This window comes from Marivita sp. S0852, from assembly GCF_046591575.1.
In the GTDB taxonomy this organism is placed as follows: domain Bacteria; phylum Pseudomonadota; class Alphaproteobacteria; order Rhodobacterales; family Rhodobacteraceae; genus Marivita.
Genome location: NZ_JBIQWA010000003.1, coordinates 257,812 through 283,586, shown reverse-complemented (window position 1 = coordinate 283,586; position 25,775 = coordinate 257,812). Strand labels below are relative to the sequence as shown.

At 58.1% G+C, this 25,775-nt stretch carries 22 protein-coding genes and 1 pseudogene; 10 read left to right on the top strand and 13 right to left on the bottom strand.

Going from position 1 to position 25,775, the window contains the following annotated elements:
* Positions 1–25: 25 nt before the first annotated feature.
* Both ilvN and ACG74X_RS07780 read right to left on the bottom strand, forming a co-directional pair.
* Positions 26–586: an acetolactate synthase small subunit gene (ilvN, locus tag ACG74X_RS07785; protein ID WP_411233777.1), complete on the bottom strand. Its 561-nt coding sequence runs from the start codon at positions 584–586 to the stop codon at positions 26–28.
* 247 nt (positions 587–833) lie between these two features.
* The gene (locus ACG74X_RS07780; RefSeq protein ID WP_411233775.1) at positions 834–2,588 is read right to left on the bottom strand and encodes an acetolactate synthase 3 large subunit; all 1,755 of its coding nucleotides are present in this window, start codon (positions 2,586–2,588) and stop codon (positions 834–836) included.
* 636 nt (positions 2,589–3,224) lie between these two features.
* On the opposite strand from ACG74X_RS07780, the gene ACG74X_RS07775 reads away from it, so the two are divergent.
* The 3 genes from ACG74X_RS07775 (at position 3,225) to ACG74X_RS07765 (ending at position 7,722) form a co-directional block, all read left to right on the top strand.
* Positions 3,225–4,310 carry a TRAP transporter substrate-binding protein gene (locus ACG74X_RS07775; RefSeq protein ID WP_411233773.1) on the top strand — a complete coding sequence of 362 codons (1,086 nt, stop codon included), beginning with the start codon at positions 3,225–3,227 and terminating at the stop codon, positions 4,308–4,310.
* Between the two features lie 116 nt (positions 4,311–4,426).
* Entirely contained in the window at positions 4,427–5,356 is a 930-nt protein-coding gene (locus ACG74X_RS07770) for a TRAP transporter small permease subunit (protein ID WP_411233771.1), read from the top strand.
* A 14-nt stretch (positions 5,357–5,370) separates the two neighbouring features.
* Positions 5,371–7,722, top strand: a complete 2,352-nt coding sequence (locus ACG74X_RS07765) for a TRAP transporter large permease (RefSeq protein WP_411233769.1) — start codon at positions 5,371–5,373, stop codon at positions 7,720–7,722.
* A 70-nt stretch (positions 7,723–7,792) separates the two neighbouring features.
* Here ACG74X_RS07765 and ACG74X_RS07760 read toward each other — a convergent pair whose 3' ends face one another.
* The 5 genes from ACG74X_RS07760 to ACG74X_RS07740 all read right to left on the bottom strand — a co-directional run bounded on the left by ACG74X_RS07760 (position 7,793) and on the right by ACG74X_RS07740 (position 12,413).
* Positions 7,793–8,167, bottom strand: coding sequence for a cupin domain-containing protein (locus ACG74X_RS07760; RefSeq protein ID WP_411233767.1), 375 nt, complete (start codon positions 8,165–8,167; stop codon positions 7,793–7,795).
* 97 nt (positions 8,168–8,264) lie between these two features.
* Complete coding sequence (locus ACG74X_RS07755) at positions 8,265–9,080, bottom strand: arginyltransferase (protein WP_411233765.1); 816 nt, start codon at positions 9,078–9,080, stop codon at positions 8,265–8,267.
* A gap of 74 nt (positions 9,081–9,154) precedes the next feature.
* Positions 9,155–9,736 carry a TIGR02281 family clan AA aspartic protease gene (locus tag ACG74X_RS07750; protein WP_411233763.1) on the bottom strand — a complete coding sequence of 194 codons (582 nt, stop codon included), beginning with the start codon at positions 9,734–9,736 and terminating at the stop codon, positions 9,155–9,157.
* A 95-nt stretch (positions 9,737–9,831) separates the two neighbouring features.
* A complete protein-coding gene (locus ACG74X_RS07745; protein ID WP_411233761.1) occupies positions 9,832–10,455 on the bottom strand; it encodes a MarC family protein in 624 nt (207 codons plus the stop codon).
* 104 nt (positions 10,456–10,559) lie between these two features.
* On the bottom strand, positions 10,560–12,413 hold the full coding sequence (locus tag ACG74X_RS07740; protein ID WP_411233759.1) for an ABC-F family ATP-binding cassette domain-containing protein: 1,854 nt from the start codon (positions 12,411–12,413) through the stop codon (positions 10,560–10,562).
* A 172-nt stretch (positions 12,414–12,585) separates the two neighbouring features.
* Here ACG74X_RS07740 and ndk point away from each other — a divergent pair, with 172 nt between their 5' ends.
* A complete protein-coding gene (ndk, locus tag ACG74X_RS07735; RefSeq protein ID WP_299789107.1) occupies positions 12,586–13,008 on the top strand; it encodes a nucleoside-diphosphate kinase in 423 nt (140 codons plus the stop codon).
* 54 nt (positions 13,009–13,062) lie between these two features.
* Here ndk and ACG74X_RS07730 read toward each other — a convergent pair whose 3' ends face one another.
* The gene (locus tag ACG74X_RS07730; protein WP_411233757.1) at positions 13,063–13,401 is read right to left on the bottom strand and encodes a TfoX/Sxy family protein; all 339 of its coding nucleotides are present in this window, start codon (positions 13,399–13,401) and stop codon (positions 13,063–13,065) included.
* Entirely contained in the window at positions 13,401–14,582 is a 1,182-nt protein-coding gene (locus ACG74X_RS07725; protein WP_411233755.1) for a pyridoxal phosphate-dependent aminotransferase, read from the bottom strand. The genes ACG74X_RS07730 and ACG74X_RS07725 overlap by 1 nt, the downstream gene beginning before the upstream one ends.
* A gap of 255 nt (positions 14,583–14,837) precedes the next feature.
* Between ACG74X_RS07725 and cysS the strand changes: the two are divergent.
* From cysS to ACG74X_RS07710, 3 genes and pseudogenes are all read left to right on the top strand, one after another.
* Positions 14,838–15,975, top strand: a pseudogene (gene cysS / locus ACG74X_RS07720) (cysteine--tRNA ligase); the annotation flags it as partial.
* 526 nt (positions 15,976–16,501) lie between these two features.
* Complete coding sequence (gene cimA / locus ACG74X_RS07715; RefSeq protein WP_411233753.1) at positions 16,502–18,115, top strand: citramalate synthase; 1,614 nt, start codon at positions 16,502–16,504, stop codon at positions 18,113–18,115.
* Positions 18,116–18,200: 85 nt separating this feature from the next.
* Positions 18,201–18,974: a squalene/phytoene synthase family protein gene (locus tag ACG74X_RS07710; protein ID WP_411233751.1), complete on the top strand. Its 774-nt coding sequence runs from the start codon at positions 18,201–18,203 to the stop codon at positions 18,972–18,974.
* Between the two features lie 10 nt (positions 18,975–18,984).
* Here the strand turns inward: ACG74X_RS07710 and ACG74X_RS07705 are convergent, their stop codons facing one another.
* Positions 18,985–19,239, bottom strand: a complete 255-nt coding sequence (locus tag ACG74X_RS07705) for a hypothetical protein (protein WP_411233749.1) — start codon at positions 19,237–19,239, stop codon at positions 18,985–18,987.
* A 96-nt stretch (positions 19,240–19,335) separates the two neighbouring features.
* The gene (locus tag ACG74X_RS07700; RefSeq protein ID WP_411233747.1) at positions 19,336–20,577 is read right to left on the bottom strand and encodes an MFS transporter; all 1,242 of its coding nucleotides are present in this window, start codon (positions 20,575–20,577) and stop codon (positions 19,336–19,338) included.
* A gap of 88 nt (positions 20,578–20,665) precedes the next feature.
* Between ACG74X_RS07700 and ACG74X_RS07695 the strand changes: the two genes are divergently transcribed.
* From ACG74X_RS07695 to ACG74X_RS07685, 3 genes are read left to right on the top strand one after another with little or no spacing between them, the layout of a single operon-like run.
* The gene (locus ACG74X_RS07695) at positions 20,666–21,394 is read left to right on the top strand and encodes a precorrin-6A/cobalt-precorrin-6A reductase (RefSeq protein WP_411233745.1); all 729 of its coding nucleotides are present in this window, start codon (positions 20,666–20,668) and stop codon (positions 21,392–21,394) included.
* The gene (locus ACG74X_RS07690; RefSeq protein WP_411233742.1) at positions 21,391–22,020 is read left to right on the top strand and encodes a DNA-3-methyladenine glycosylase family protein; all 630 of its coding nucleotides are present in this window, start codon (positions 21,391–21,393) and stop codon (positions 22,018–22,020) included. The genes ACG74X_RS07695 and ACG74X_RS07690 overlap by 4 nt, the downstream gene beginning before the upstream one ends.
* Positions 22,017–22,682 (top strand): alpha/beta hydrolase, encoded by a 666-nt coding sequence (locus ACG74X_RS07685; protein WP_411233740.1) that lies wholly within the window; start codon positions 22,017–22,019, stop codon positions 22,680–22,682. The genes ACG74X_RS07690 and ACG74X_RS07685 overlap by 4 nt, the downstream gene beginning before the upstream one ends.
* 39 nt (positions 22,683–22,721) lie before the next feature.
* Here ACG74X_RS07685 and ACG74X_RS07680 read toward each other — a convergent pair whose 3' ends face one another.
* Both ACG74X_RS07680 and mnmA read right to left on the bottom strand, forming a co-directional pair.
* Positions 22,722–24,464 (bottom strand): glycosyltransferase, encoded by a 1,743-nt coding sequence (locus ACG74X_RS07680; RefSeq protein WP_411233738.1) that lies wholly within the window; start codon positions 24,462–24,464, stop codon positions 22,722–22,724.
* A gap of 144 nt (positions 24,465–24,608) precedes the next feature.
* Positions 24,609–25,748 (bottom strand): tRNA 2-thiouridine(34) synthase MnmA, encoded by a 1,140-nt coding sequence (mnmA, locus tag ACG74X_RS07675; protein ID WP_411233736.1) that lies wholly within the window; start codon positions 25,746–25,748, stop codon positions 24,609–24,611.
* Between the last annotated feature and the right edge of the window lie 27 nt (positions 25,749–25,775).

Here is a 25,775-nt window from a genome sequence, read left to right as displayed (position 1 = left end):
TTTGGCCCGGCGAAGGAGTCTGGGTTCAAAGACCGCGCGACAACGCGGCGACACCGGTGCGGGCAATTTCGGCAAGCCCCAGGGGGCGCATCAAATCGGCAAAGGCGTCCACCTTTTCCGGCGTGCCAGTAATCTGGAACACAAAGCTTTCCAGTGTGCTGTCCACCACTTGCGCACGAAAGATATCCGCAAGCCGCAGCGCCTCGACACGTTTGTCACCCGCGCCCTCGACCTTGATCAAGGCCAATTCGCGCTCGACCGATCCTCCCTCGACGGTCAAATCATGCACCGCATGCACCGGCACAATGCGCCCAAGCTGGGCCTTGATCTGTTCGATCACCTGCGGCGTGCCCGTCGTCACCACTGTGATCCGTGACAAAGCACCTTCATGGTCGATTTCGGCCACGGTCAAACTGTCAATGTTATAACCACGCCCGGAAAACAGACCGATCACGCGCGCCAGAACACCGGCTTCGTTGTCGACAAGAACCGCCAGCGTATGGGTTTCCTGAACATCCGAAAATGTCGGGCGCAAATTATACGCCGAATGTTTGGTAGAGCCTTTTTTGATCTTGAGCGCGGACATGCTGATCTTCTTCTTTTCAAAAATATGCAGGGGGGTTTGGGGGGCGTGCCCCCCAATCGGTCGGACCGGCGCAAGCCGGTCCGAAACCATCACACCATCACGGCACCTTTTGTCCCGATGGCATCTTTCGTTTTCGCTTCACCCAACAGCATCTTGTTGTGCGGCTCACCCGACGGGATCATCGGGAAGCAGTTTTCATGCTTTTNCCCCCCAATCGGTCGGACCGGCGCAAGCCGGTCCGAAACCATCACACCATCACGGCACCTTTTGTCCCGATGGCATCTTTCGTTTTCGCTTCACCCAACAGCATCTTGTTGTGCGGCTCACCCGACGGGATCATCGGGAAGCAGTTTTCATGCTTTTCAACCAGGCAATCGAAAATCACCGGACCGTCATAGTCCAGCATCTCCATGATCGCATCATCCAGATCCGCCGGATTGTCACACAAAATGCCCTTACAGCCAAAGGCTTCGGCCAGTTTGACAAAGTCGGGCAGGGCTTCGGACCAGCTGTGGGAATAGCGCTCTCCATGCAGCAATTCCTGCCACTGGCGCACCATGCCAAGGCGTTCGTTGTTCAGGATAAACTGCTTGACCGGCAGGCGATACTGCACGGCAGTGCCCATTTCCTGCATATTCATCAACCATGACGCTTCGCCCGCCACGTTGATCACAAGTGCATCTGGATGGGCCACCTGCACGCCAATCGAGGCCGGTGTGCCATAGCCCATCGTCCCCAAACCGCCGGATGTCATCCAGCGGTTCGGGTCTTCAAAGCCAAGATACTGCGCGGCCCACATCTGGTGCTGGCCCACTTCGGTGCAAATATAGCGATCATGCCCCTTGGTCAGCGCTTCCAGCCGGTCCAGCGCGTGCTGCGGTTTGATGGTCTTTTCGGAGGGCTTGTATTTCAGGCAATCAACCTTGCGCCATTCCTCGATGCGCGACCACCATTTGGACAGGCCTTCGCGATTCACCTTGCGGCCGCGCGCCTTCCAGACTTTGAGAACGTCCTCAAGCACATGACCCACATCGCCGATGATCGGCATGTCCACACGGATCACCTTGTTGATCGATGATGGATCAATGTCGATATGGGCCTTTTTCGATTTCGGGCTGAACGCATCCAGCCGGCCGGTGATCCGGTCATCAAATCGCGCGCCGATATTGATCATCAGATCACAATCATGCATCGCCAGATTGGCCTCATAAAGACCGTGCATGCCCAACATGCCGACCCAGTTTTTGCCAGACGCCGGATAGCAGCCCAGCCCCATCAGAGTAGAGGTGATCGGGAACCCCGTAGCTTCAACCAGTTCGCGCAGCAACTGGCTGGCACCGGGGCCGGAATTGATCACGCCACCGCCGGTGTAAAAGATCGGGCGCTCGGCGTTTTCGATGGCTTCGACCAATTGTGTGATCGTCTCCATATCGCCTTTGACCTGCGGCTGGTAATGGCTGACCTTCACCTTGGCCTTTTCCGTATAGGTCGCGCTTGCGAACTGGACGTCCTTGGGGATGTCCACCAGCACCGGGCCGGGACGGCCCGAGGTTGCGACATGGAACGCCTCGTGGATCACATTGGACAGTTTGTCGGTGTCCTTGACCAGCCAGTTATGCTTGGTGCAGGGGCGGGTGATGCCCACGGTGTCCGCCTCTTGGAAGGCATCCGAGCCGATCATGAAGGTGGGCACCTGACCAGTGAGAACAACAATCGGAATGCTGTCCATCAACGCATCGGTCAGGCCGGTCACGGCATTGGTGGCACCGGGGCCGGATGTGACCAGCACAACACCGGGCTTGCCGGTGGCCCGCGCATAGCCTTCGGCGGCGTGCACAGCACCTTGTTCGTGGCGCACCAGAAAATGGCGAATGCCGTTCTGCTGAAAAATCTCGTCATAAATCGGTAGCACAGCGCCACCGGGATATCCGAATACTGTGTCGACACCCTGATCCTTCAGGGCCTGGACTACCATTTTCGCTCCGGTCATCTGACGTGTCATCGCTATGCTCCGTTTACAGACACTTCGTTGATACGCAAAAAAAAGCCCCCGGTGTTCAGTCGGGGGCGCATGGGGTCCTGATCAGGTTCCGTTACCGGCCCATGCACCTTTGGTCTACAATGACGACTAGGTCGCGCATGTCATCTAGCTCCGTTTCGCGTGCGGGGACACTATGGTGACGTGTCACGGGCGTCAACACGGAAACGCATGAAAAAAGAACCTTGATCGCAGTTTTTCTTGCCGATTGTTGCGTCAGCCTGTCGCATACGGGTAATTTTCGGAAATTAAACCCTGTCACAGCGCGCCCAATCGAACAAATTTCGGGTCTGCTGCCATAGCATGCCGTGCGTGCGGTGCTATTGCGCGCATCACAGTCCTTGCAACGGGCAACACTCTTGGGCGGGCCGAAGGCGCGTGTCATTGCTGTGCGCAAAAGATCCTGTCGGGTTTGGGTTATTGGTGGAAACTATCTTAAAGGTTTTGGTCAAGCCTGTGAAATTTATGCACAATCTAATTTTTGACTTCCTGAATTAAAGGGGTTTTTTTTCGGATCAATCTGGCTAGAGTGTGCGCGCATCAAGCACCCGGCAGACTGCATTCAAAAGCGGCCGCCATGACAACTTACGGGAGGATCCAATGGATCGTCGTTCTTTTCTGAAAACCACCACAGCCGGCGGCGCGGCAGTCGCTGCATCTTCGCTGGCCGCACCGGCCTATGCACAGGGCAACCGCACCTTGACACTTGTGACCACCTGGGGCCGTGGCCTTGCAGGCGTCCATGACAGCGCGCAATACTGCGCCGACCAGATCACCGCGGCAACAGACGGTGCGCTGAATGTCGAGCTGAAGGCCGCAGGCGAACTTGTTGGTGCCTTCGAAGTGTTCGACGCGGTGGCGGCAGGTCAGGCCGACATGTATCACGGCGTTGACTACTATTTCCTCGGCCAGCATCCTGCGCTGTCGTTCTTTAGCCAGGTTCCGTTCGGCATGAACTTCATGGAATATGCCAACTGGTGGGAACATGATGGCGGCAAGGAACTGGGGGATGATCTTTACAGCATCTTCGGCCTCAAGGCATTCCCGGCGGGCAACACAGGCCCACAATCGGGTGGCTGGTTTGCCAAGGAAATGAACAGCCCAGAGGATTTCCAGGGCCTGCGCTTCCGGATGCCCGGTCAGGGCGGTCAGGTTCTGGGCAAGCTGGGCGCATCGGTTCAGAACCTTCCCGGATCTGAAGTGTACCAGGCGCTGAGTTCAGGCGCGATTGATGGCACGGAATGGATCGGCCCCTGGGCGGATGAAACCGCCGGGTTCCAGGAAATCACCAAGAATTACTATACTGCCGGTTTCCACGAGCCGGGGCCCAACCTGAACCTGACACTGAACCTGGAACTGTATGAAAGCCTGTCGCCATCGCATCAGGCTGTTGTTGAACAAGTGGCCCGAGCGTCAAATCTCTGGACGATGTCGCTGTTCATGGCCAACAACTCGGCGGCGCTTCAGCGGTTGCAATCGGGTGGCGTGAAATTGTTCGAATTCCCCGATGCCGTCTGGGATGCATTCGGAGCCGCCGCCGAAGAGGTTGTCGCCGAGAATATGGACGATGAGCTGTATAAGAATTGCTACGACAGCTACATGGCCTCGATGACATCCTCTGCAAAATGGGGCAGCCTGTCCGAAGGAGCCTTTGCAGCACAGCGGAACCGCGTCGTCGGTCTGTAAGACACGATACACAACAGACCCGTCCGCGCCATGTGCGGGCGGGTCCAACAAAAGGGTTGCGCACACGGAAAGATCGTGGCGTTTATCCCGAAAAAACAGGGATAAAGGGATAGCTCATGGACGAGACAGCCACGCGCGGTGTGCTGGGCACTGTTTTCGACTTTGTCGTTTGGATTGTCACCAACATCGCAATGTCGTTTGTCAATCTGGTCTCTGCCCTGATAAATCCACAAAGCTGGCTGAACTGGAGCGATAGTCAGGCCATCATGCGCTTTGTGTATTACGGCGCGTCGGTTGAACTTCTGTTTGTTGTCCTCACCACATTTCTGGTCTTCACCGCGATCGGCATCTGGAACAACAGCTTCATGTGGGGCTGTGTGCGCGTGCTTGAGGGGTTCGCCAACCGGGTCGGGCGGTTCTTTGCATGGGCCGGGTTGCTGATGGTGATCCAGCAAGTGATCATCGTGTTTATGCAGCGGATTTTTTCGCGCCCGGACATGGCCATCGGGTTTGGTATCCCGGTTCAGTTTGACATGTCGTGGTGGTCCGAAGAGCTCAAGCTCTACAATGCCATGGTGGTGACGCTTTGCCTGACCTACACCTTTGTGCAGCGCGGTCATGTGCGCGTTGATCTGGTGTATTCTGCGGTCTCGTTCCGCACCAAACGCGTGATTGACATGATCGGCAGCCTCATTTTCATGATGCCGATGGCGGTGTTGATCTGGCTCTACTCGTGGTTTTTCATGTGGCGACATTTGATTGTCCCCAATCCGTCGGCGTCCGAAAGCCTTGATCGTCTGCTCAACAAGGCCCGTGCATTGCGCTGGAATGTGGAAACCATCGGCTTTAGCCCGAACGGCTTTAACGGCTATTTCCTGTTCAAAGTTCTGCTTGTGATCATGTGCGCAATGATCTTTCTACAGGCCGTTGCGTTCTTTTTCCGCTCTTTTCTTGAATGGAAGGAAGGCGAAGCCAGCGATGGCAAATACTTCGACAAGGATGTCTTCGAAACCGAAGAAGCAGCCTACGAAAACAAAGAATTCTAGGGGCGGAACCAGTCATGCTTTTTGGACTTGATGGCGTCGAGATCGGCCTGATCATCGTTTTCCTCACGCTTTTCAGCGCGATCCTTTCAGGCTTTCCGGTGGCTTTTGCCATCGCGGGGGCAGGGATCATTTCCTTTGCAATCATCGCGGCGCTGGACAGCGCGGGCTTGTTGATCCATCAGGCGATAGACACGTCTTCGGCGGCCTATGCGGCGCTGGTGTCGGAGGGCACCAATCCCAAGGCCATTTCGATTTTCAGGTTTCCGGATCTGCCCCGCACGGGCGAACCAGTGTTCCCGATGGGCTGGGAAACCGCGCTTGACCGCAACATTTCGTTTGTTGTGAACCGGATCAACGAACGCGTGCTTGCCGGTCAGTCAATCGAAACGCTGCTTGCGGTTTTGATGTTTGTTCTCATGGGGATCGTCCTTGAACGCTCCAAGATCGCCAATGACCTTCTGACCACGATGGCGCGCGTTTTTGGCCCGCTGCCGGGGGGGCTGGCGGTGTCGATTGTGGTTGTGGGGGCGTTTCTGGCGGCTTCGACCGGCATTGTCGGGGCCACGGTTGTCACGATGGGCCTGCTGGCGTTGCCCACGATGCTGCGGAACAATTATTCGCCGGAATTGGCCACGGGTGTGATTGCGGCCTCTGGAACGCTGGGCCAGATTATCCCGCCGTCCATTGTGATTGTCCTGCTCGGGACACTGGCCGGGGATCTTTACTCTGCCGCGCAGGAAAACCGCGCCCAGTTGGCGGGCTGTACGGACGCGCTGACCTATCTTGGCGAACCGGCTGTTGTGTCGGTCGGCACGTTGTTCCAGGCGGCTTTGTTGCCGGGCATTCTGTTGGCGGGCTTGTACGCGGCCTATGCGTTTGGCTTTGCGATTTTGAATCCGTCCAAGGCACCGGCGGTTGAACTGGGGTCGACCAACGCGGAACCGGTGACCCGGAACGAAGCGCTGAGTTGGTTTCTGTTGGTGCCTGTGGCATTGATTGCCGGCACGATCTTTATGGGCCAGGTCAATCTTGTCGGCTCACAAAGCTATCAGGTCGACAGTTTTTCCGACATCGGAGAGGCGGCCAGCCTGCGGACCAATGTTGGGCCGGAATGTCAGGCTTCCATGATTGAACTGCACGGGCAAGAGGCCTGGGACGCCGCCGTTGCCGAAAAAGCAGCGATTGATGCGGCCGGAGGGCAGGCCCAGAGCGTGCGTCTGACAGAAGAGGAAATGACCAACGCCATCGCAGCCAAGATCGCCGCCGCAGCCCCCATCGGCACCGGCATCGCGATCCTCTCTCTGATGGTCGGTCTGGTTCTGTCCTTTGCCCGCGGGGTTTCGCCAAGCTCGGACCCGCGCCCGATTGTGATCGGGGCAGGGGGTCTGCTTTTGTTGCTGCTGGTGGATGTTCTTTTGATCCGTCCGACAACCTCGGCCATGGGCACGGTGCTGTTCATGGCAATTCCCGCGGCGATCGCGCTTTGGGGGGGCAGCTATGCGGTCAAACTGTTGTCCAAGAACGAGCTGATCCGCGTGGTCTTTCCGCCGCTTGTGCTGATCGTGGCGGTGCTGGGGTCCATCCTCGGGGGGATCACCAACCCGACACCGGCAGCGGCTCTTGGCGCGGCGGGGGCCATCATGCTGGCCGCCTATCGCAAGCTCAAGGAAGAGGACAAATCCGCCAAAGTCATCATCAACACCACCTTTGCGGTGGCGATCATGATCCTGGTCGGCATCAACTTTGACCTGCGCATCAACCTTGAAACCGCCACCGCAGAAAGCTGGATTGGCTTTCTGGTGGCCTATGGCGCATATCTCTATGCGCTGTTCGGTTTGATCTACAGCTGTTGGGTTCTGTATCGCACCGGCGTGCTAAGCCCGGCGGTGCGCGAAACGGCCAAGGTGACCAGTATGGTGTTTACCATTCTGATCGCATCGCAATTGCTGAACCTTGTCGTGATCTCTTTTGGGGGAGAACATTACATCCAGCAATTCCTTCAGAGCTTTGATAACGAACTCAAGGTTTTCCTGATCGTGATGCTGGTGCTTTTCGTTCTGGGGTTTGTGCTCGATTTTCTTGAGATCATCTACATCGTCGTGCCAATCGTCGGGCCGGTGATTTATGGCGGATCGTTTGATCCCAAATGGGTCACTATCATGATTGCCGTCAACCTTCAGACGTCGTTCCTGACGCCGCCTTTTGGATTTGCGCTGTTCTACCTGCGCGGGGTTGCCCCGAAAGAGGTCACAACGGGCCATATCTATCGCGGGATCATTCCGTTTGTTGCCATTCAGGTCTTCGGTCTTGCCATCTTGTGGTTCTTCCCGGGCATCGTGACCATCATTCCGGATCTGATCCCCTAAGGGCTGCCGCAGCACATAAAAAAGGCCGCTTATTGCAAGCGGCCTTTTTCGTTGTGTCATGCTAACGCCCCTATGACGCGTCGGCCTCTTCTTTTGTGTCATGTTCTGTACCCGCCTCGTGCTCGGGCGGGGAATAGGTCGTGTAAAGACGCAGCATACCTGTGCCGGTGTTTTTGAAGTTATGATATTTGCCGGACGGCACGATGGCCACGTCACCGGCGGAAATGTCCATCTCGTCCTCACCGATCTTGGCTTTGCCCATGCCGTCAATGAAATACAGCAACTGGTCATGGCCCTCATGGGTTTCGCCACCGATCTCACCACCTTCGGGGATCGCCATCAGCACCAGTTGCGTCTCGTCGCCGGTCCAGATCACTTCGCGGAATTGATCATTGTCTCGCGCGAGCTTTGCAATCGGTAAAACGAGCTTGTCTCTCTCAGCCATGTCAGCCTCCTTCATATGGTTCATCCCGTAAACGCAATGAAGCGCCAGAGTGTTCCCGAATGTCGGAAAGAAAAGCTATGGTTTAGCGGCACCCATGTCAGGGACCGCGCAGATCCGGCAAAGATATGTTTGCCACCTGTTCGGCAATCGGATCGGTCGACAAAGGATGCGTGTCTGCGGAATAGGCGTCCTTGTCTTTGAACGCTTCCCATTTGCCGTGCCGGAAAATCTCTAGCCCGGAAAAGGTGGCCTTGTAGCCCATCTTGGCACTGCCCGGCACCCAATATCCAAGATACACATAAGGCAAACCCGCTTCGCGCGCGATTTGCACATGATCAAGAATCATATAGGTGCCAAGGCTGCGGCCTGGGGCATCGGGGGTGTAGAACGAATACACCATGCTTAACCCGTCATCGAGCACATCGGTCAGACACACCGCTTCCAAGGCGTTCGAGATCTCGTCGGTATATTCGATCACACGAGATCGGATCGGCGTCTCTTCGACCATCGCCGCAAAGTCAAAGACATCCATATCGGCCATGCCGCCATCGGCGTGGCGTGCATCAAGATAGGTGCGAAACAGCTCGTACTGATCTTCCGACGCCCAGGCGCTAGAGGCGCGGCGGCGAAGTTGCGCATTGCGTTTCACCGTGCGTTTCTGACTTTTGGAAAGCCGGAAATGCTCCACACTGATCCGCGCCGACATGCAGGCCGAACAATCCGAACAGGACGGCCGGTACAGCACGTTTTGGGAACGGCGGAAGCCCTGTTTCGACAGGCTGTTGTTCAGCTTGTCTGCATGCTCGCCCTGCAACGCGGTGAACAGCTTGCGCTCCATCCGACCGGGCAGGTACGGACAGGGTTGAGGAGCCGTGACATAAAACTGCGGCGCAATGGGCAACGAATGGCGCATGATCATCCTTTGATCGGTTCCGGTGGACCGTAAACCAACCAATTAACGTCGCCAACCCCCCAGAAACCGCGAGGTCAGCGTTCCAGGATCAATCGCCCGCCGCTGATTTCCAAGCGGTTGAACCGATTAAGATAATCCATCCCCAAAAGCGATTTGGACATTTCGCCCTCGTTGACAAAGGCGCGTACAGACTGGTCACGGAACGGCCCGAGCGCCACATCATCCAGACGCACAGGGGCGGTGCGCACAGGCCCGTTTGCCGTCATCGCTTCGGAATAAAAGATCAAGTCTTCTTCCGACAATCCGATTCGCATCGCATCATCCAGCGTCAGAACCATTCCGGTTGCGCCCGTGTCGACGACAAACCGGATCGGCTCTGAATTGATATCAAGCGTCAGATAATAATGCCCATCCGGGCTGCGCGGCACCTCAATGCGACCGGTCTCGTCCAGAACCATCTGCTGTGGCAGCACCGTCTGGCGAATATCGCCCCAAAGACCAACCGCAGCAATCACGCCCAGGAAAATCAGCCCCCAAGCCGCGCCATGCTGCAACGTCTTGTTCAGGCTTTGACGGTTTTGCACGAAAAACCAGAACACAAGCACCGACCCCAACAAAACCAGATAGGCCAGATTGCCGTAATCCATGCTTGTCATCGCGCGCGCCCCTTTCTGTCATGGATGAAATATAGGGCATAGACGGGGGCGTTTGTAGGTCTGCGGACGCTCTGTGTTGTGTTGCACAGCTTGCGTCAGCCGCCCAGACCCATGCCAAACCCGCGAATGCCGTCCAGAACGAACTGCACCGACAAGGCCGCCAACAGCATGCCCAACAGACGCGTGACCACAAGAATCCCCGTCTTGCCCAATGCGTGTTCGAACATGTTGGCGCTGAGGAAAAACACGAAAGCCAGCAGCAAAACCGCAACCAGCACGCCCAACACCGACACCAATCCCAGCGTGCCGCTGGCCTCACCGGTCAAAAGGATCACCGATGCGATGGCCCCTGGACCCGCGATCAGCGGGATTGCCATGGGAAACACTGACGGGTCGGGGACGTCCTCGGCTCCGGCTTGATCTTCGCGTCGTTTGGTGCGCCGCTCAAACAGCATATCCAGTGCGGTCAGAAACAACAGGATACCGCCAGCAATACGAAAGGCCGGCATCGAAATCCCGATGAAGCCCAGCACCTGCTCGCCCAGAAAGGCGAACAAAAACAACAATCCAGCCGCAATCAAGGTCGTCCGGATCGCAATCGCGCGCCGTTGCTGCACGGTCATGCCCGGGGTCAATGCGATAAACACCGGCGTCAGACCGATGGGGTCGATGACCACGAAAAGCGTTACAAACGCCGAGACAAGAAAAGCGATATCCATGGCTCAGCGTTAGGTCCGACCTGTGCAAAGGGCAAGCCCTGTGATCGTGGTGACCTTTGAAATATGTTCGGCTCAGCGATCTGGAAACGAACGCCTGGGTTGCGTCACCGCGCCTGTGCCGCGTCCAGTTTTTCTACCGCAGCTTCCCATAACGCTTCGGCCCGGTGCAACCCGTCCATCACCTCGGCATATTTGCGATTCCAGGTCTCCAATTCGCCCTTGCGACCGTCCTCGTACAGCGCCGGATCGGCTAGTTTCCTGGCCAGCGTCTCGCGCATGGTTTCGATCTTTTCCACCCGCGCTTCGCATTTGCGCACCTCCGAGCGCAGTGCCTGCAGCGCGTCTTTGCTGGGCCGGGCAGGGCGCGCGGGTTTTGCCTTTTGTGGCTTGGCGGGTTTGTCGGACGTCAAAAGCATGGTGCGATAGGCGTCCAGATCGTCATCATACGGTTTGACGTTGCCGTCTTTCACCAGCCACAGCCGATCCGCCACCATCGACAGCAAATGCATATCGTGGCTGACAAGGATCACCGCACCGGAATAGGCGGTTAGCGCCTCGACCAGCGCTTCGCGGCTTTCAATATCCAGATGGTTTGTCGGCTCGTCCAAAATCAACAGATGCGGCGCATCAATCGTCGCCAAGAGCAAAGACAGCCGCGCCTTCTGACCGCCGGACAACCGACCCACCAACGTATCGGCCTGATCTGCCATAAGTCCAAACCCCGCCAGCCGCGCGCGATGCCGGGGCGGCATTTCACCGGGGCGCACTCGCCGCAAATGATCCAGCGGGGTTTCATCCACATGCAACTCGTCCACCTGATGCTGCGCAAAGAACCCGATGCGCAGCTTGGACGAACGCGTGATCCGCCCCGCCATCAACGGCAACCGGTCAGACAACAATTTGGCAAGCGTCGATTTGCCCTGACCGTTCTTGCCCAAAAGCGCGATGCGGTCGTCCTGATCAATCCGCAGGTCCAGCTTGCGCAGAACTTCCGTCTCTCCATAGCCGGTCACGCCGTTTTCGACCCGGATGATCGGCGGCGACAGCTCATCGGGTTGCGGGAATGAAAATACCCGCTTGGCGATCTCTTCGGGGGCCGCCACCATATCCATCCGCTCGATCATCTTCAGCCGCGACTGGGCCTGTTTGGCCTTGCTGGCCTTGGCCCGGAACCGGTCTACAAAGGATTGCAGATGCGCCACCCGCGCCGCCTGCTTTTTCGCCACCGCCGCCGCCTGCGCACGCCGCTCGGCGCGTTGGCGGGCAAACTGGTCATAGGGGCCCTGATAAAAGGTCAGCCGCCGGTCTTCGAGATGCAGGATTGCGCCCACGGCCCTGTTCAGCAATCCACGGTCATGGCTGATCACAATCACCGTATAGGGATATTTCGCCAGATAGCTTTCCAGCCACAGCGCGCCTTCAAGATCAAGATAGTTCGTCGGCTCGTCCAGCAACAGCAAATCCGGCTGGGCAAACAACACACCGGCCAGCGCCACCCGCATACGCCAGCCGCCGGAAAAGGCCGAACAGGGCATCTGCTGATCAGCCGAATCAAATCCAAGCCCCTTCAGGATCGACGCCGCCCGTGCCTCTGCTGACCAGGCATCAATATCGGCAAGCCGTGTTTGCACCTCTGCAATCCGGCTGGCGTCCGTGGCGGTCTCGGCTTCGGCCATCAGGGCCGCGCGTTCGGTGTCGGCCTCCAGAACGGTGTCGATCAAGGACACCTCCGATCCCGGCACCTCTTGGCTGACACCACCAATACGCGCACCGCGCGGCACTGAAATCGTGCCCCCCTCCAACGCCAGGTCTCCGCGGATCAGCCGGAACAACGTGGTTTTGCCAGCCCCGTTCGGCCCCACCAGACCAACCTTGTGCCCGTCGGGAATAACCGCAGACGCGCCCTCGAACAAAGGCCGTCCGTCAACCGCATAGGTGATATCTTCAATCTTCAACATGCCCCGCCCTTACCAACGCCACTCCCGACAGACCAGCGCTCTTGGTTTCTTTGGGCAAAAAATACCTTGGGGGAGGCGCAAAGCGCCGGGGGCAAAGCCCCAAATCCAACCTTTCCATTGGAAAACACCCATGCTAACGGGCGCGCAATCAACCAACTTAATGGAGCACCTCATGGCCCTCGAACGGACATTTTCGATCATCAAACCCGATGCCACCCGCCGCAACCTGACTGGCAAGATCAACGCCAAGTTTGAAGAGGCCGGTCTGCGCATCATCGCGCAAAAGCGCATTCATCTGACCAAAGCACAGGCGGGTCAGTTCTATGCGGTCCACAAAGAGCGTCCGTTCTATGACGAACTGTGCGAATTCATGGCGTCCGAGCCGGTTGTCGTTCAGGTTCTCGAAGGCGAAGGCGCAATCGCCAAGAACCGCGAAGTCATGGGCGCTACAAACCCCGCTGATGCAGCACCGGGCACAATCCGCGCTGAGTTTGCCGAATCCGTTGGCGAAAATTCTGTTCACGGGTCGGATGCTCCGGAAACAGCTGCAGAAGAAATCGCGTTTTTCTTCTCGGGCCTTGAATTGGTCGGCTGATCCGGATCGCGCCTGCAAGTTTGGGTCGGGCAGCTCTTGCCCGGCCTTTTTTATTTAGCGTTTTTCGCCAACACCTATTTCATCCAGCACCTGTTCAATCCCCGACGGGGCCACATCCGATCGTCGGGCGATGTCTGCCTTGATCCGATCAAACGACACACGCAGCGCTTTCTTTTCGTCGGCTGTGCAGTCGTTCCAGGGGCGTCCCTGCAATCCCATATGTAGCACGTAATACCCGATGAAATGCGGGCGCAGGCCGGATATCAGCAATCGCTTGTAGGTCTCGTCTGCCCCAAGAGCGCGCAATTGATCGGCTGTCTGAATGCCGATCTTTGCGCAGGCAGCCTCCATTGCCGGTCCCAGATTGCGGATTGCCGAAACCGGGTCCGCCATCACGCGGCCTTGGCCAAACCGGCCGCAAATGTGCAGATCGTGCGCAGGGCGGTTTCGAACCGATCATCGGCCACCGTCATCGCCACACGGATATGGCCCTCAGCCGACTGACCAAAGCTTTCACCGGGCATCACGGCAATGCGGTGACTGTCCAGCAGGGCATTGGCAAACGCTTCCCCGGACAGGCCGGTTTCGCGCACGTCCAGCATGACATACATGGCCCCCTGTGCGGGAATGGATCGCACGATCGTCTGGTCTTGCAGGATCTGTCGGGCCATGTTGCGTCGGCGCAGGAACGGCGCGGCCACGCGGTCTTCGATCTCGGCACCGGCCCGAAGCGCAAACAGCGCGGCATCCTGAATATAGCCGGGCACGCCGTAGGTTGTGTTGGTTGCCAGATCAATCAGGGCGGTGATTGCGTCTTCCGGACCGACGATCCAGCCAATTCGACTGCCGGTCATGGCATGGCTTTTCGACATCGAGCCGACAACAAGCGTTCGGTCCTGCATGCCGGGAAGGGCACGCGGCGACAGATGTGTGCCCTCCCAGACCTGTGTGTCATAGACCTCGTCCGAGATCAGCCACATGTCCTCGGCCTCGACGACCGCGGCAATCTCCTCAAGAGTGGCCTTGGGATAAACGGCTCCCGTTGGATTGTTGGGCGTGTTGATCATTAGCGATGCCGCCCCCCGACAGGCGGTCTGCAACGCGTCTTTCTGTGGCAGGAACCCAAAGCGCGACCGCGTCGGCACGGGGCGCGGTATGGCTCCGACCGACCGGACAACCCCCGGATAGGTGGCGTAATACGGGTCGATAAATGCTGCAGGATCACCGGACCCGCACACTGCCATATGCGCCGAAAACAGGGCCGCTTGGCCGCCGGGCGTCACCATGACGTTTTTGCGTTCTGTCGGCACCCCACTTTGCGCCGTGATGCGTGCCGCGATCTCGTCGCGCAATGCGCCGACACCGGGAACACTGGCATAGCCGGTGTGGCCGCCAACCGCGCTGTCATACATCGCGTTCAGGATCGCCGGGTCGGTGCGGATGTCATGCTCGCCGATGGTCAGCTCGACCACGTCTTCACCGGCCTCGACCATGGCGCGGGCGCGGTAAAACACGTCCCACCCATCCGATCCGCCGCCGTTCAATCCGGTAATCCGCTGTGACAGTTTTGGCATCATTCCCTCCACACCTGATAGCGCAGTCCTGCCAGACCCGCACAGCCAAAGTCCAGATGTGTCTTTCGGTGACCTGTGGACCATCCGGTCCCTTGACCGACCGATACTCCACCCGGTATGCCCCCACGCATGACAAACACGTCCCTCATTATGTGCTGCTGGGTCCGCTAACTTTGCCGGCGGACAGGTCGTCTATTTCCTTACCGAGTTGAAATTGATACGTCCGCCGCGACACTGGCCCGCGAGGACAAAGCTATGACGATCCGCCTGACCAACACGGCAACCCGTACCAAAGAAGTGTTCGAGCCTCTCGATCCTAAAAATGTGCGGATGTATGTCTGTGGCCCGACGGTCTATGACCGCGCCCATATCGGCAATGCGCGCCCGGTGATTGTGTTTGACGTGTTGTTCCGGCTTTTGCGGCATGTCTACGGGGCTGATCACGTCACCTATGTGCGCAATTTTACGGATGTCGATGACAAGATCAACGCCCGCGCTGCTGCCTCGGGGCGGTCAATCGGGGACATCACCGAAGAAACGACGCGCTGGTATCTTGAAGACATGGCCGCAATTGGTGCGCTGGAACCCACCCATATGCCACGCGCCACCGCCTATATCGCGGAAATGATCACAATGATCGAAGAGCTGATCGAGAAAGGCCATGCCTACGAGGCCGAGGGCCATGTGCTCTTTGCTGTGGAGTCGTGGAAAGAGGGCTATGGCAAGCTGTCGGGTCGGTCTGTCGATGACATGATCGCAGGCGCGCGGGTAGAGGTGGCCCCCTACAAGCGCAATCCGATGGATTTTGTCATGTGGAAACCCTCCTCGGATGATCTGCCCGGATGGGACAGCCCGTGGGGCCGGGGACGTCCGGGCTGGCATATCGAATGTTCGGCCATGGCCTATGATCTGCTGGGGGATACGTTCGATATCCACGGCGGCGGCAACGATCTGATGTTTCCGCATCACGAGAACGAAATCGCCCAATCGAAATGCGCCGGTCACGGTTTTGCCCGGTATTGGCTGCACAACGAGATGCTTCAGGTCGAGGGCAAGAAGATGTCCAAATCGCTGGGCAATTTCTTTACCATCCGCGATTTGCTGGATCAGGGTGTGCCGGGCGAGGTGATCCGGTTTGTGTTTTTGAGCACGCATTACCGCAAGCCGATGGATTGGACAGCGGAGAAGGCCGGCGAAGCCAAGGCTACACTGGAACGCTGGAGGCAGATGACAGAGTTTGTAGAGCCAACAAAACCATCAAAAAAGGTAGCTCAAGCACTTTTGGATGATCTGAATACGCCTCTGGCTATTTCAGAGATGGAAAAAATTGCAGCAAGAAAAGATGCCGGAACTTTGAAGGCATCTGGTCAGTTATTGGGTTTGCTCTCAGACGCAGCTGGAGAATGGAGTTGGAGGCGAAGGCCGATAAGGGATTTCCAACAAGTTCCAGAATGGCATCCTGCTTCACTTTGGCTTGCCGAAGTGATGAAGTCGTTTAGTGAAATTGGTGATAAGATTTCGGGGTCGTTCAAGAGCCTCAAGGCACCCAACATTCCCAGCTTAAATCATGAGATCAAGGTTCCGCCAATTCAACTCATAAAACCTGAAGTTATTGAGGGAATAGAACGTCTCGGTGAGTACCATGAACTTCTGAAGCGTAAATTTCCCGAAGAGCTAGAACTATTGGAAAATGCAGCACTTGCAGATCTCGATATTGAGAAGATGTCTGCAATCCAAAAGGCTGGAATAGTTGAGTTGGTGCGCGACAGAGAAGAAGCAAAGAGCGTAAGAAACTATGATCTCGCGGACGAGCTTCGATGCAACCTTCAACGCTTGGGGTTTGAGCTTGTTGATACAAAAGATGGTCCAAAACTCTACTTTTTGGATGGTTTTGATCTTCAGAAGCTTAAAGAAACACTATGACCCGCGAGCGCCTAACTCTCTACGATACCACCTTGCGCGACGGCCAGCAGACGCAGGGTGTGCAGTTTTCGACACCTGAAAAGCTCCGCATTGTCGAGGCGCTTGATGCGCTTGGCATTGACTATATCGAAGGCGGCTGGCCCGGTGCGAACCCCACCGACAACGCGTTTTTCGATGCGGTCGGCCAGACCAAGGCCACTATCACCGCCTTTGGCATGACCAAGCGGGCGGGCCGGTCGGCTGACAATGACGACGTTCTGGCGGCGGTGATGAATGCCGAAACCAAGGCGGTGTGCCTTGTCGGCAAGACCCATGATTTTCATGTCACCGCAGCACTTGGAATCACGCTCGACGAAAACGTCGAGAACATCCGCGCGTCGATTGCGCATATCGTGGGGCAGGGGCGCGAGGCCTTGTTTGATGCCGAACATTTCTTTGACGGCTACAAAGCCAATCCCGGTTACGCGGTGTCCTGCGTCAAAGCGGCGTATCAGGCCGGGGCCCGCTGGGTCGTTTTGTGCGACACCAATGGCGGCACGCTGCCGCAAGAGATCGGCACGATCACGCGCGCGGTCGTTGGCGCGGGTATTCCGGGCGACCATCTGGGCATCCACACCCACAACGACACCGAAATGGCGGTCGCCGGGACGCTTGCGGCGGTGGATGCGGGGGCACGTCAGATACAGGGCACGCTGAACGGGCTGGGTGAACGCTGCGGCAATGCCAATCTCACGTCGCTGATCCCGACACTGCTGCTGAAAGATCCGTATAAAAGCGCCTTCGACACCGGAGTGACGCTGGACGCGCTTGATGGCATGACGCGGATCAGCCGGATGTTGGACGAGGTGCTGAACCGGGTGCCTCTCAAGCAATCCGCCTATGTCGGGTCGTCGGCCTTTGCGCATAAGGCCGGGCTGCATGCCAGTGCGATCCTGAAAGATCCGACCACTTACGAACATGTCGATCCCGGAACAGTTGGCAATCGCCGTATCATCCCGATGTCCAATCAGGCGGGGCAATCCAATCTGCGGCGGCGTCTGGCGGAAGCCGGGATCGAGGTGCCCGACAAGGACCCGGCCCTTGCGCGTATTCTTGACCGGATCAAAGCCCGCGAGGCCGAGGGGTACGCGTATGACACCGCTCAGGCCAGCTTTGAGTTGCTGGCGCGCGACGAGCTGGGTCAGCTGCCCGATTTCTTTGAGGTCAAGCGCTATCGGGTAACGGTCGAACGGCGCAAGAACAAGTATAACAAGATGATTTCGCTGTCCGAAGCGGTTGTGGTGGTCAAGGTCGATGGCGTGAAAAAACTGTCGGTCAGTGAATCAATGGATGATCTGGGCAATGACCGGGGCCCGGTGAACGCCTTGGCCAAAGCGCTGGCCAAAGACCTTGGGCCGTATCAGGACAAGATCGACGACATGCGGTTGGTCGATTTCAAGGTCCGGATCACCCAAGGTGGCACCGAGGCGGTGACGCGTGTGATCATTGACAGCGAAGATGGAGCCGGACGACGCTGGGCGACGGTCGGTGTGAGTGCAAACATCATCGACGCGTCGTTCGAGGCTTTGCTGGATGCGGTGCGTTGGAAACTGATCCGGGACCGGGCGTGATGGATCGAGGCACGATCTTTGCGGCTCGGAAATATCCGTCGCGATGGGGACGGCGGGCGGATGCGCCGGTGCAGGTGTTTGCGTCATGAGGTTCGACGCGGATCTGACGGCCTGTGCGCAACTGGTGGAACGCGGCGATCCCGACCGGTTCGCCGCGACCATGGCGGCCCCGGTTGAAGCGCGCAAAACGCTGTTTCCGATTTATGCCCTCAACGTCGAAGTGTCCCGCGCGCCATGGGTGACACAAGAGCCGTTGATCGCCGAGATGCGGTTGCAATGGTGGACCGACGCCTTGGAAGAGATTGCGTCTGGCGGGCATGTCAGGCGGCACGAGGTGGTGACATCGCTTGCACACGTTCTGGACGCTGAGGCGGCGCGCCAATTGCAAAAGGCCGTGACCGCCCGTCTTTGGGATGTGCACCGTGATCCGTTCGAGGATCAGGCGGCCTTTACCCGTTATCTTGAGGACACGTCGGCATCCTTGCTTTTGGCGGGCGCGCAATCGCTCAGCGGACAGTCGCCCGATGTGCTGCGCGATCTGGGTTATGCCAGTGGTCTGGCGCAATTTCTGAAAGCCGTGCCGGAGTTGGAGCGCCAGGGACGGATTCCGCTTGTGGATGGGCGCACAGACGCGGTTCAGGCCGTGGCCCAAGACGGCCTCAACCGTCTGAACAAAGCACGCGCTGACCGGAACCAGCTGCCACGCACGGCCCGCCCCGTGATTCTGGCCACATGGCAGGCAAAACCGCTTTTGCAGCAGGTCGTGGCAGATCCGCGTCGTGTGGCGGATGGAACGCTGGGCACTTCTGAGGCGATCAAGAAAATGCGCTTGATGTGGCACGCCGCAACCGCGCGCTGATGACCCAGGGCTAGAACGCCAACACAACAGAGCATCCAAGCCCCGTCGCCAGAATATCCAACGGATCTGAATGATCGTCGATCAATTCTTTCAACACCCCAACACCCACAGCCGCAGCACATCCTGCCGCTTTGCTTTGGGTTTGGGTGGTCACTGCGTGGGACACTGCAGCCCCGACGGCAAAATGCGCCGCCTTGTCATAATGTTGGCAACCGGTCAGCCCCAATAGGGCAACGATGAGAGTTCGTGTAAAATAAGAGCGCATGGCAGACACCGTTCTGGTGGAAACTGCCTTGGTCTAGCCGGGTAAGTCTGAAAATGATCTTTCCCGCATGTGTCAAAATATATCCAATTTTATCGATCAGGCCATGTCATCCCGGGGTTGGAACATCAGCCAGATCAAAGCACCGCCCGCCAGCATCAGGAACGGGGCCATGGCCATATTCACCGCGCTCCAGCCTTCTGCGGGTGTCCCGCCGGAACAGTTCAACAACCCGCCAGAGGCCAGTGACGCAACTGTGACACCGCCAAAGACCAGAACGTCATTCATGCCCTGAACGCGCCCGCGTTCATGCGGCTCGTGCGCTGAGGTCAGCATGGCTGTGGCCCCGATAAAGCCGAAATTCCAGCCAAGCCCCAGAAGAATCAAAGCGATGTAGAAATTGCCAAGTTCGACCCCCTGAAGCGCAACGGCCCCGGCTGCGGCCAAAATGACAAGTCCGGCCGCGACAATCTTTTCGACCCCAAAGCGCACAATGAGGTGGCCGGTAAAGAACGACGGCGCAAACATCGCCAGAACATGGGCCGACACAATGTCAGCGGCATTTCCGGCGGTGAACCCACAGCCCACCACGGCAAGCGGGGTGGAGGTCATGACAAGGTTCATCAGTGCATAAGTGACCATGGCGCAGATTATCGCAACCGCAATGCGCGGTGTTGTCAAAAGCTCCCAACGGGTCCGCCCCTTGGGCGCGTCTTCGGACGGGACGGGCGGTTTGGGAATGTCGAGAAACCAGAACAGAACCGAACCCACGATGTTCAGAACAATCACCGCGATATAGGTTCCCAGAAAGGGCACCACATAGCTGTCGGCCGTGGCTTTCACCAGTTGCGGGCCGATAATGGCGGCGGCAAGCCCGCCGGCCATGACATAGGAAATCGCTTTGGGACGAAAGGTCTCGGACGTGTTATCGGCAGCCGCAAAACGGTAAAACCCCTGAGCAGACATGTAGATCCCGGTCAGGAAACTGCCCAGCAGGAACACCGGGAAGGACGCGATATAAAGACCGTATGCGCCGATCGCACCGCCCAGAGCACCGCCCATCGACCCCACGATAAACCCCGCACGGCGGCCGTATTTCTGCATGAAAGCCGAAATCGGTGTTGCCGTGACCATAGAGCCCAGAACAATGAGCGAAATGGGAAGCGTGGCAAAACAGATATTCGACGCAAGCGACTGCCCGGCCAGACCGCCAACGGTAAAGATCATCGGCATCTGCGCGCCAAGAATGGCCTGCGCACAGACCAGCACCATGACATTGCGCTTGGCGCGACTGTGCTGGAGGGCGTCATCCTGCTGGGCGGCTGGGTCTAGTGTGCTCATGCCCATTGCCTAGGACCAATCGCGGCGCGCATCAAGATGCGTGGTGCGCCCGTGGCGCTTTGCCTCGTGGTTGTGTAAGCCCTCGGGAATGAAGATCTCGACCGATATCAAGAGCACCTGCGCCGGGCAGATCGCCATCCTTGGCGGATCGGCCGAAGCGCGTGATCTTGTGCAAAGACTGGGCGCCTCTGCCCGGCTTTGGCAGCCAGCCCGGGGCAGGGTTTCGGGTAGCACCGCAGCGGAACAGGTCGAATTTGCCCATTATGCGCAGGCCGCCCGTGTCATCGTGGCCGCCCCGCACCCCTGTGACGCGCCCTCATTCGAAATTGCCGCACGCGTCGCGGCGCAGACCGGTTGCCCGCTGCTTTGTCTGATCCGATCGGGATGGCGGCCCGACCGGCGCGACAGGTGGGTGCCTTTGCGTCATGCGCGCGACGCGCCCGGTCTTGTTCCGCCGGGGGCGCGGGTGCTGGTCACGCTGGGCCGTCCGGCGTTGGCAGAGCTGCGGGCGCTGCGCCATGCAACGGCGTTTGTGCGCCAGCTGTCGCGTCACACGGCACCCTGTTCACTGCGCCACGGACGGTTTTTGTACGACACGCCGCCCTTTACGTTGAACTCGGAAATCGCGCTGATGCGCAGGTATCGGATTGACGCGGTGCTGACGCGCAATGCAGGCGGTGAGGGCGGATGGCCAAAGATTGGCGCGGCGCGCGCGCTTGGATGTCCGGTCTATATGATCGCACGGCCCAAACCGTCAGGAGGCACCATCGTGCATACAGTTGACGCCGCCTTAAACTGGCTGGAGACGCGACTATGACAGAACGTTTGATTACATCGGACGCCTGTGTCGCAGAGGGTGCCGAATGGCTGGCCCGCAGAGAGGCGCGGTTTGCACACGCCTTGGCGCAAACCGGCCCTTTGCCGTTGCGGCTGAAACCTGACGGGTTTGGCCAGCTTTTAAGCGCCATCGTCAGTCAACAGGTCAGCGTGGCGTCGGCCCGCGCGATTTGGTCCCGGTTGGAAACCGCCGGGGCTGTGACACCCGAGACGGTGTTGCAGCATGGGCCCGACGGATTGCGCGAACTGGGCCTCAGCCGCCAAAAGGCGCGCTATGCCTGCGCGCTGGCCGAGGCCGGGATCGACTATGCCGCCCTGCGCACCGCGCCGACCGAGACAGTGGTAAAGACGCTCACGGCCGTCACCGGCATCGGTGTCTGGACCGCTGAAATCTATGCAATGTTCTCGTTAGGGCGTGCCGATGTGTTCGCGCCGGGGGATCTGGCGCTGCAGGAAAGCGCGCGCCTGTTGTTCGACCTGCCGGACCGGCCAAAGGACAAAGCCTTGCGCGCCATGGCGCAGGATTGGTCACCCTGGAGATCGGTTGCGGCGCGGGCGCTCTGGGCCTACTACCATGTGGCCAAGGATCGAGAGGGGATCGCATGACACGGGTACTGACTGCCGGACGCAAAGAACCGGTTTCCGGAGACACACGATCTGCCGTTGTGTTCCTGCACGGATATGGTGCGAACGGGGCTGATCTGCTGGGGCTGGCCGATCCGTTGGGTGAACATCTGCCCGATACGCTGTTTGTCGCGCCCGACGCCCCCGAAGCCTGTGCCGGTGCGCCGTTTGGATTTCAGTGGTTCCCGATCCCATGGATTGACGGGTCGTCCGAGGAAGAATCAATGGCCGGCATGGCCCGCGCCGTGGACGATCTGAACGCGTTTCTGGATGCCTTGATGGTCGATGAAGACTTGCTGCCCGAACAGGTCGTGATCTTTGGGTTCAGTCAGGGCACCATGATGGGCCTGCATGTGGCCCCGCGCCGCGAAGATCCGATTGCCGGGTTGGTCGGCTTTTCCGGCCGTCTGCTGGCCCCGGAACTTTTGGCCGACGAGGTGGTCAGCCGCTTTCCCATTCTGCTGGTCCATGGCGATCAGGATGATGTCGTCCCGGTCCAATCCCTGCCCGCCGCCGCCGAAGCCTTGCAGGAAGCCGGTTGGCAGGACGTGTTTGCCCATATCATGAAAGGCACAGCCCACGGCATCGCCCCCGACGGCTTGTCCGTGGCCCTGGCCTTCATGCGCGATAAATGTAGCCTCTAGGCGTTTGTCACACGGCCATACGTGACCGCGCAGGGGATCTCAGCGCACCCGCGCGTCCGGATCAAGCGCGTCCGCAATGTCCTGAAAAATCGGATAACGCCCAAGGAAATGGCGATAATTGACTGGGAAACGCTGTGCAAATACGGCCAGATAAGCGCGACATTCATTATCACGGCCAAGTTTGCGGCTCAGCCAGATGCATCGCATAAGCGGACGCTGAAGGCTTGGGAAAAGATCCAGCTTTTGCTGAAATCCCTGATACATCCCCTCCAGATCACGCGTGTCTGCGCACAGTTTTATGTATAAATCCAGCAACCGTGCCTTATACATGCGTGGCGCGGAGGACACCGCCAGACGGGTTTCCCATTTGAGATCGCGCGCCCCAATGTCGAACGAAAAATTCCGCCCCGTCAGGTCATCCAAAAGCGCGTCATAGTTCTTTTGGTAAACCTCAAACGAATATTGATGCGCGGTTTGACGGGCGGCCTTGGCATAATCCGCGCGGTGATCCAACACTGTCCGGATCGCCTTGACGATGCCGTCAATATCACCCGGTGCTACCAATTCTCCGTTCTGTCCGGGCCGGATCAATTCGCGTGGCCCGTAATCTACGTCATAGCTGATAACCGGACATCCACAGGATAGGGATTCCAGCAAGGAAAGGCCAAAACCCTCGGTCAGCGTGGGGGCCAAGGACATCAACGACTTGCGAAAGACCTGTGACGGATCAGTCGTGTAGCCTTTCAAAAAGACACGGTCGCCACAGCCTTTGTGATCAATAAGCTGCTGAAGTCGGGCCTGTCCAAGGCCCGACCCATAGATGAGGTAATTTGTATCCGGGATCAGATGCATGATGCGCGTGAACGCCTCGATACATTGATGGATGGGTTTGCCCGTCAGTTCCAACCGGGAGACGGTGCAAATATGCGCCCGCGATGCGTCTGACGGTTCGGGGCGGTCGGTATAATGCGGAATGACACGGATCGGCGCGGCGTGTTTCAGATCTTTTTCCAGCCGGGCCTTGTGGACATGAGTTGCGGTGAGGATCGCATCACCCTCGAAATTTTCGATCAGATGCCGCGAGCGCGGCACCACATCACCTGATGGGGCGCGGTGATCTGCGTGCAGCACCAATACCTTGCGGGCTGAAATATGCCGCGACAGATAGGCGGTGGTGATCCCGTCCACAAAAACGATACAGTCAGGTGGAAAGCCCTGTTCGACAATGGCTTTGTGCATATTGTTTTCATTGTGAAACCGCTCGCCCAAAACGGCACTGTCGGCCCACACAAACGCCCGGTTTTCCTGTCGAAGCGTGCAGGCCACCTGACCGTGGGCAAAATAGGATTTGATGACCACACCGTCACCAAAGCGCACACGCGATTCAACGATCGTATCGTCGAGGTATTTAAGACGGATATCCCTGTCGCGATCTGTGACGATCTCTCTGATAAGAAGATCACCGGCGGACGTGGGCTCTTGAGTGTCGCGCATGACGCGACAACCGTCCTGGTAGTAACTGGTCGTGCGCTTCCCGCCGTGTCGGGTTTTTTGCGTCTCCCAGTCTGGCAAGTCCAATTCGGCAGGGCCGGGGGCCTGATGATCTTTGGCTGTGCAAAACTCGTATAGGGATTGATGGCGTATATCCGGGTGGAACACCCCTTGCGCGCGAAGATTGGCAAAAGCGATTTTCTGGTTCACGCCGTGTTGTATGTTCAGCAGAACGACCTGTGTTGCCTCGCGCTCTGCCAGCAGGTTCATCCGTTTGAAAATGGCATTCATCTTGCCACCCCCGACGCTCGCTCCAAGGCGTGGAACGATGCAGACTATCCGTGTTGGCTGAGCGCAAAGCATGCTGTGGCCAGTTTCCTCAGGCAGAGATGCCGGCAGTGTGAAACAGGCACCACAGCGTTTCAATCGCCCATGTCAACCGCGCCAGATCCATCCGCCGCCCAGAATACGCGTGCTGTCCGGATCGTAAAAGACGCACGCCTGCCCTGGGCTGACGCCTTCTTCCGGGGTCACCAGCTCGACCTCGGCCTCGGTATCGGACACAGGGCGGATAATTGCCTCTCGGGGGGGGCGGGTCGACCGCACTTTGACCGACACGTGCCATTCCGCACGGCTGTTGAACGCCCCATCTCCAAGCCAGTTGATCTCGCGGACGGGAATTACACGGGTGGACAGCAGCTCTTTGGGCCCAACGATGACCTGTTTGGCATCCACATCCAGCTTGACCACATATAACGGGTCGCTCAGGCCGCCTATCCCCAGACCGCGCCGTTGGCCGATGGTGTAATGAATAACGCCGTCATGATGGCCCAGGACGTTGCCGTTGATATCGACAATGTCGCCAGGCTCTGCCGCGCCGGGCCGCAGCTTTTCGATCACGCTGGCGTAATTGCCATTGGGCACGAAACAGATGTCCTGACTGTCCGGCTTGTCGGCAACCTGCAAATTGAAACGCGCCGCCAGATCGCGGGTCGCGTCTTTCGAGGGTAGGTGGCCCAAAGGAAACCGCAAATATTCCAGCTGCTCGGGCGTGGTCGAGAACAGGAAGTAGCTTTGATCGCGATTGGCATCTTCGGCGCAATGCAATTCGGGCCCGGAAGGACCCATTTTGCGTTGAATATAGTGCCCCGTGGCCATGCAATCCGCATCAAGATCCTTGGCGGTCTCCAGAAGATCCTTAAACTTCACGCGCTCATTGCAGCGAATGCAGGGTACCGGTGTTGCCCCGGCAAGATAGCTGTCGGCGAATTCGTCAATCACCGCGTCCTTAAAAATGTTCTCATAATCCAGAACATAATGCGGAAAGCCCATATCCTCGGCCACACGCCGGGCGTCGTGAATGTCCAGCCCCGCGCAACACGCGCCTTTCTTTGCCAATGCGGCACCGTGATCATAAAGCTGCAGGGTCACGCCGACCACATCATAGCCTTCTTCGGCCAATTGCGCCGCCACAACCGAACTGTCCACGCCGCCCGACATCGCCACAACGACGCGTGTTTGGGACGGGGGTTTGGCAAAGCCAAGCGAATTGAGCTTGGGCGCATCAAGGGCCATGACGGTCTCCGCAGACAGGTTTAGGGG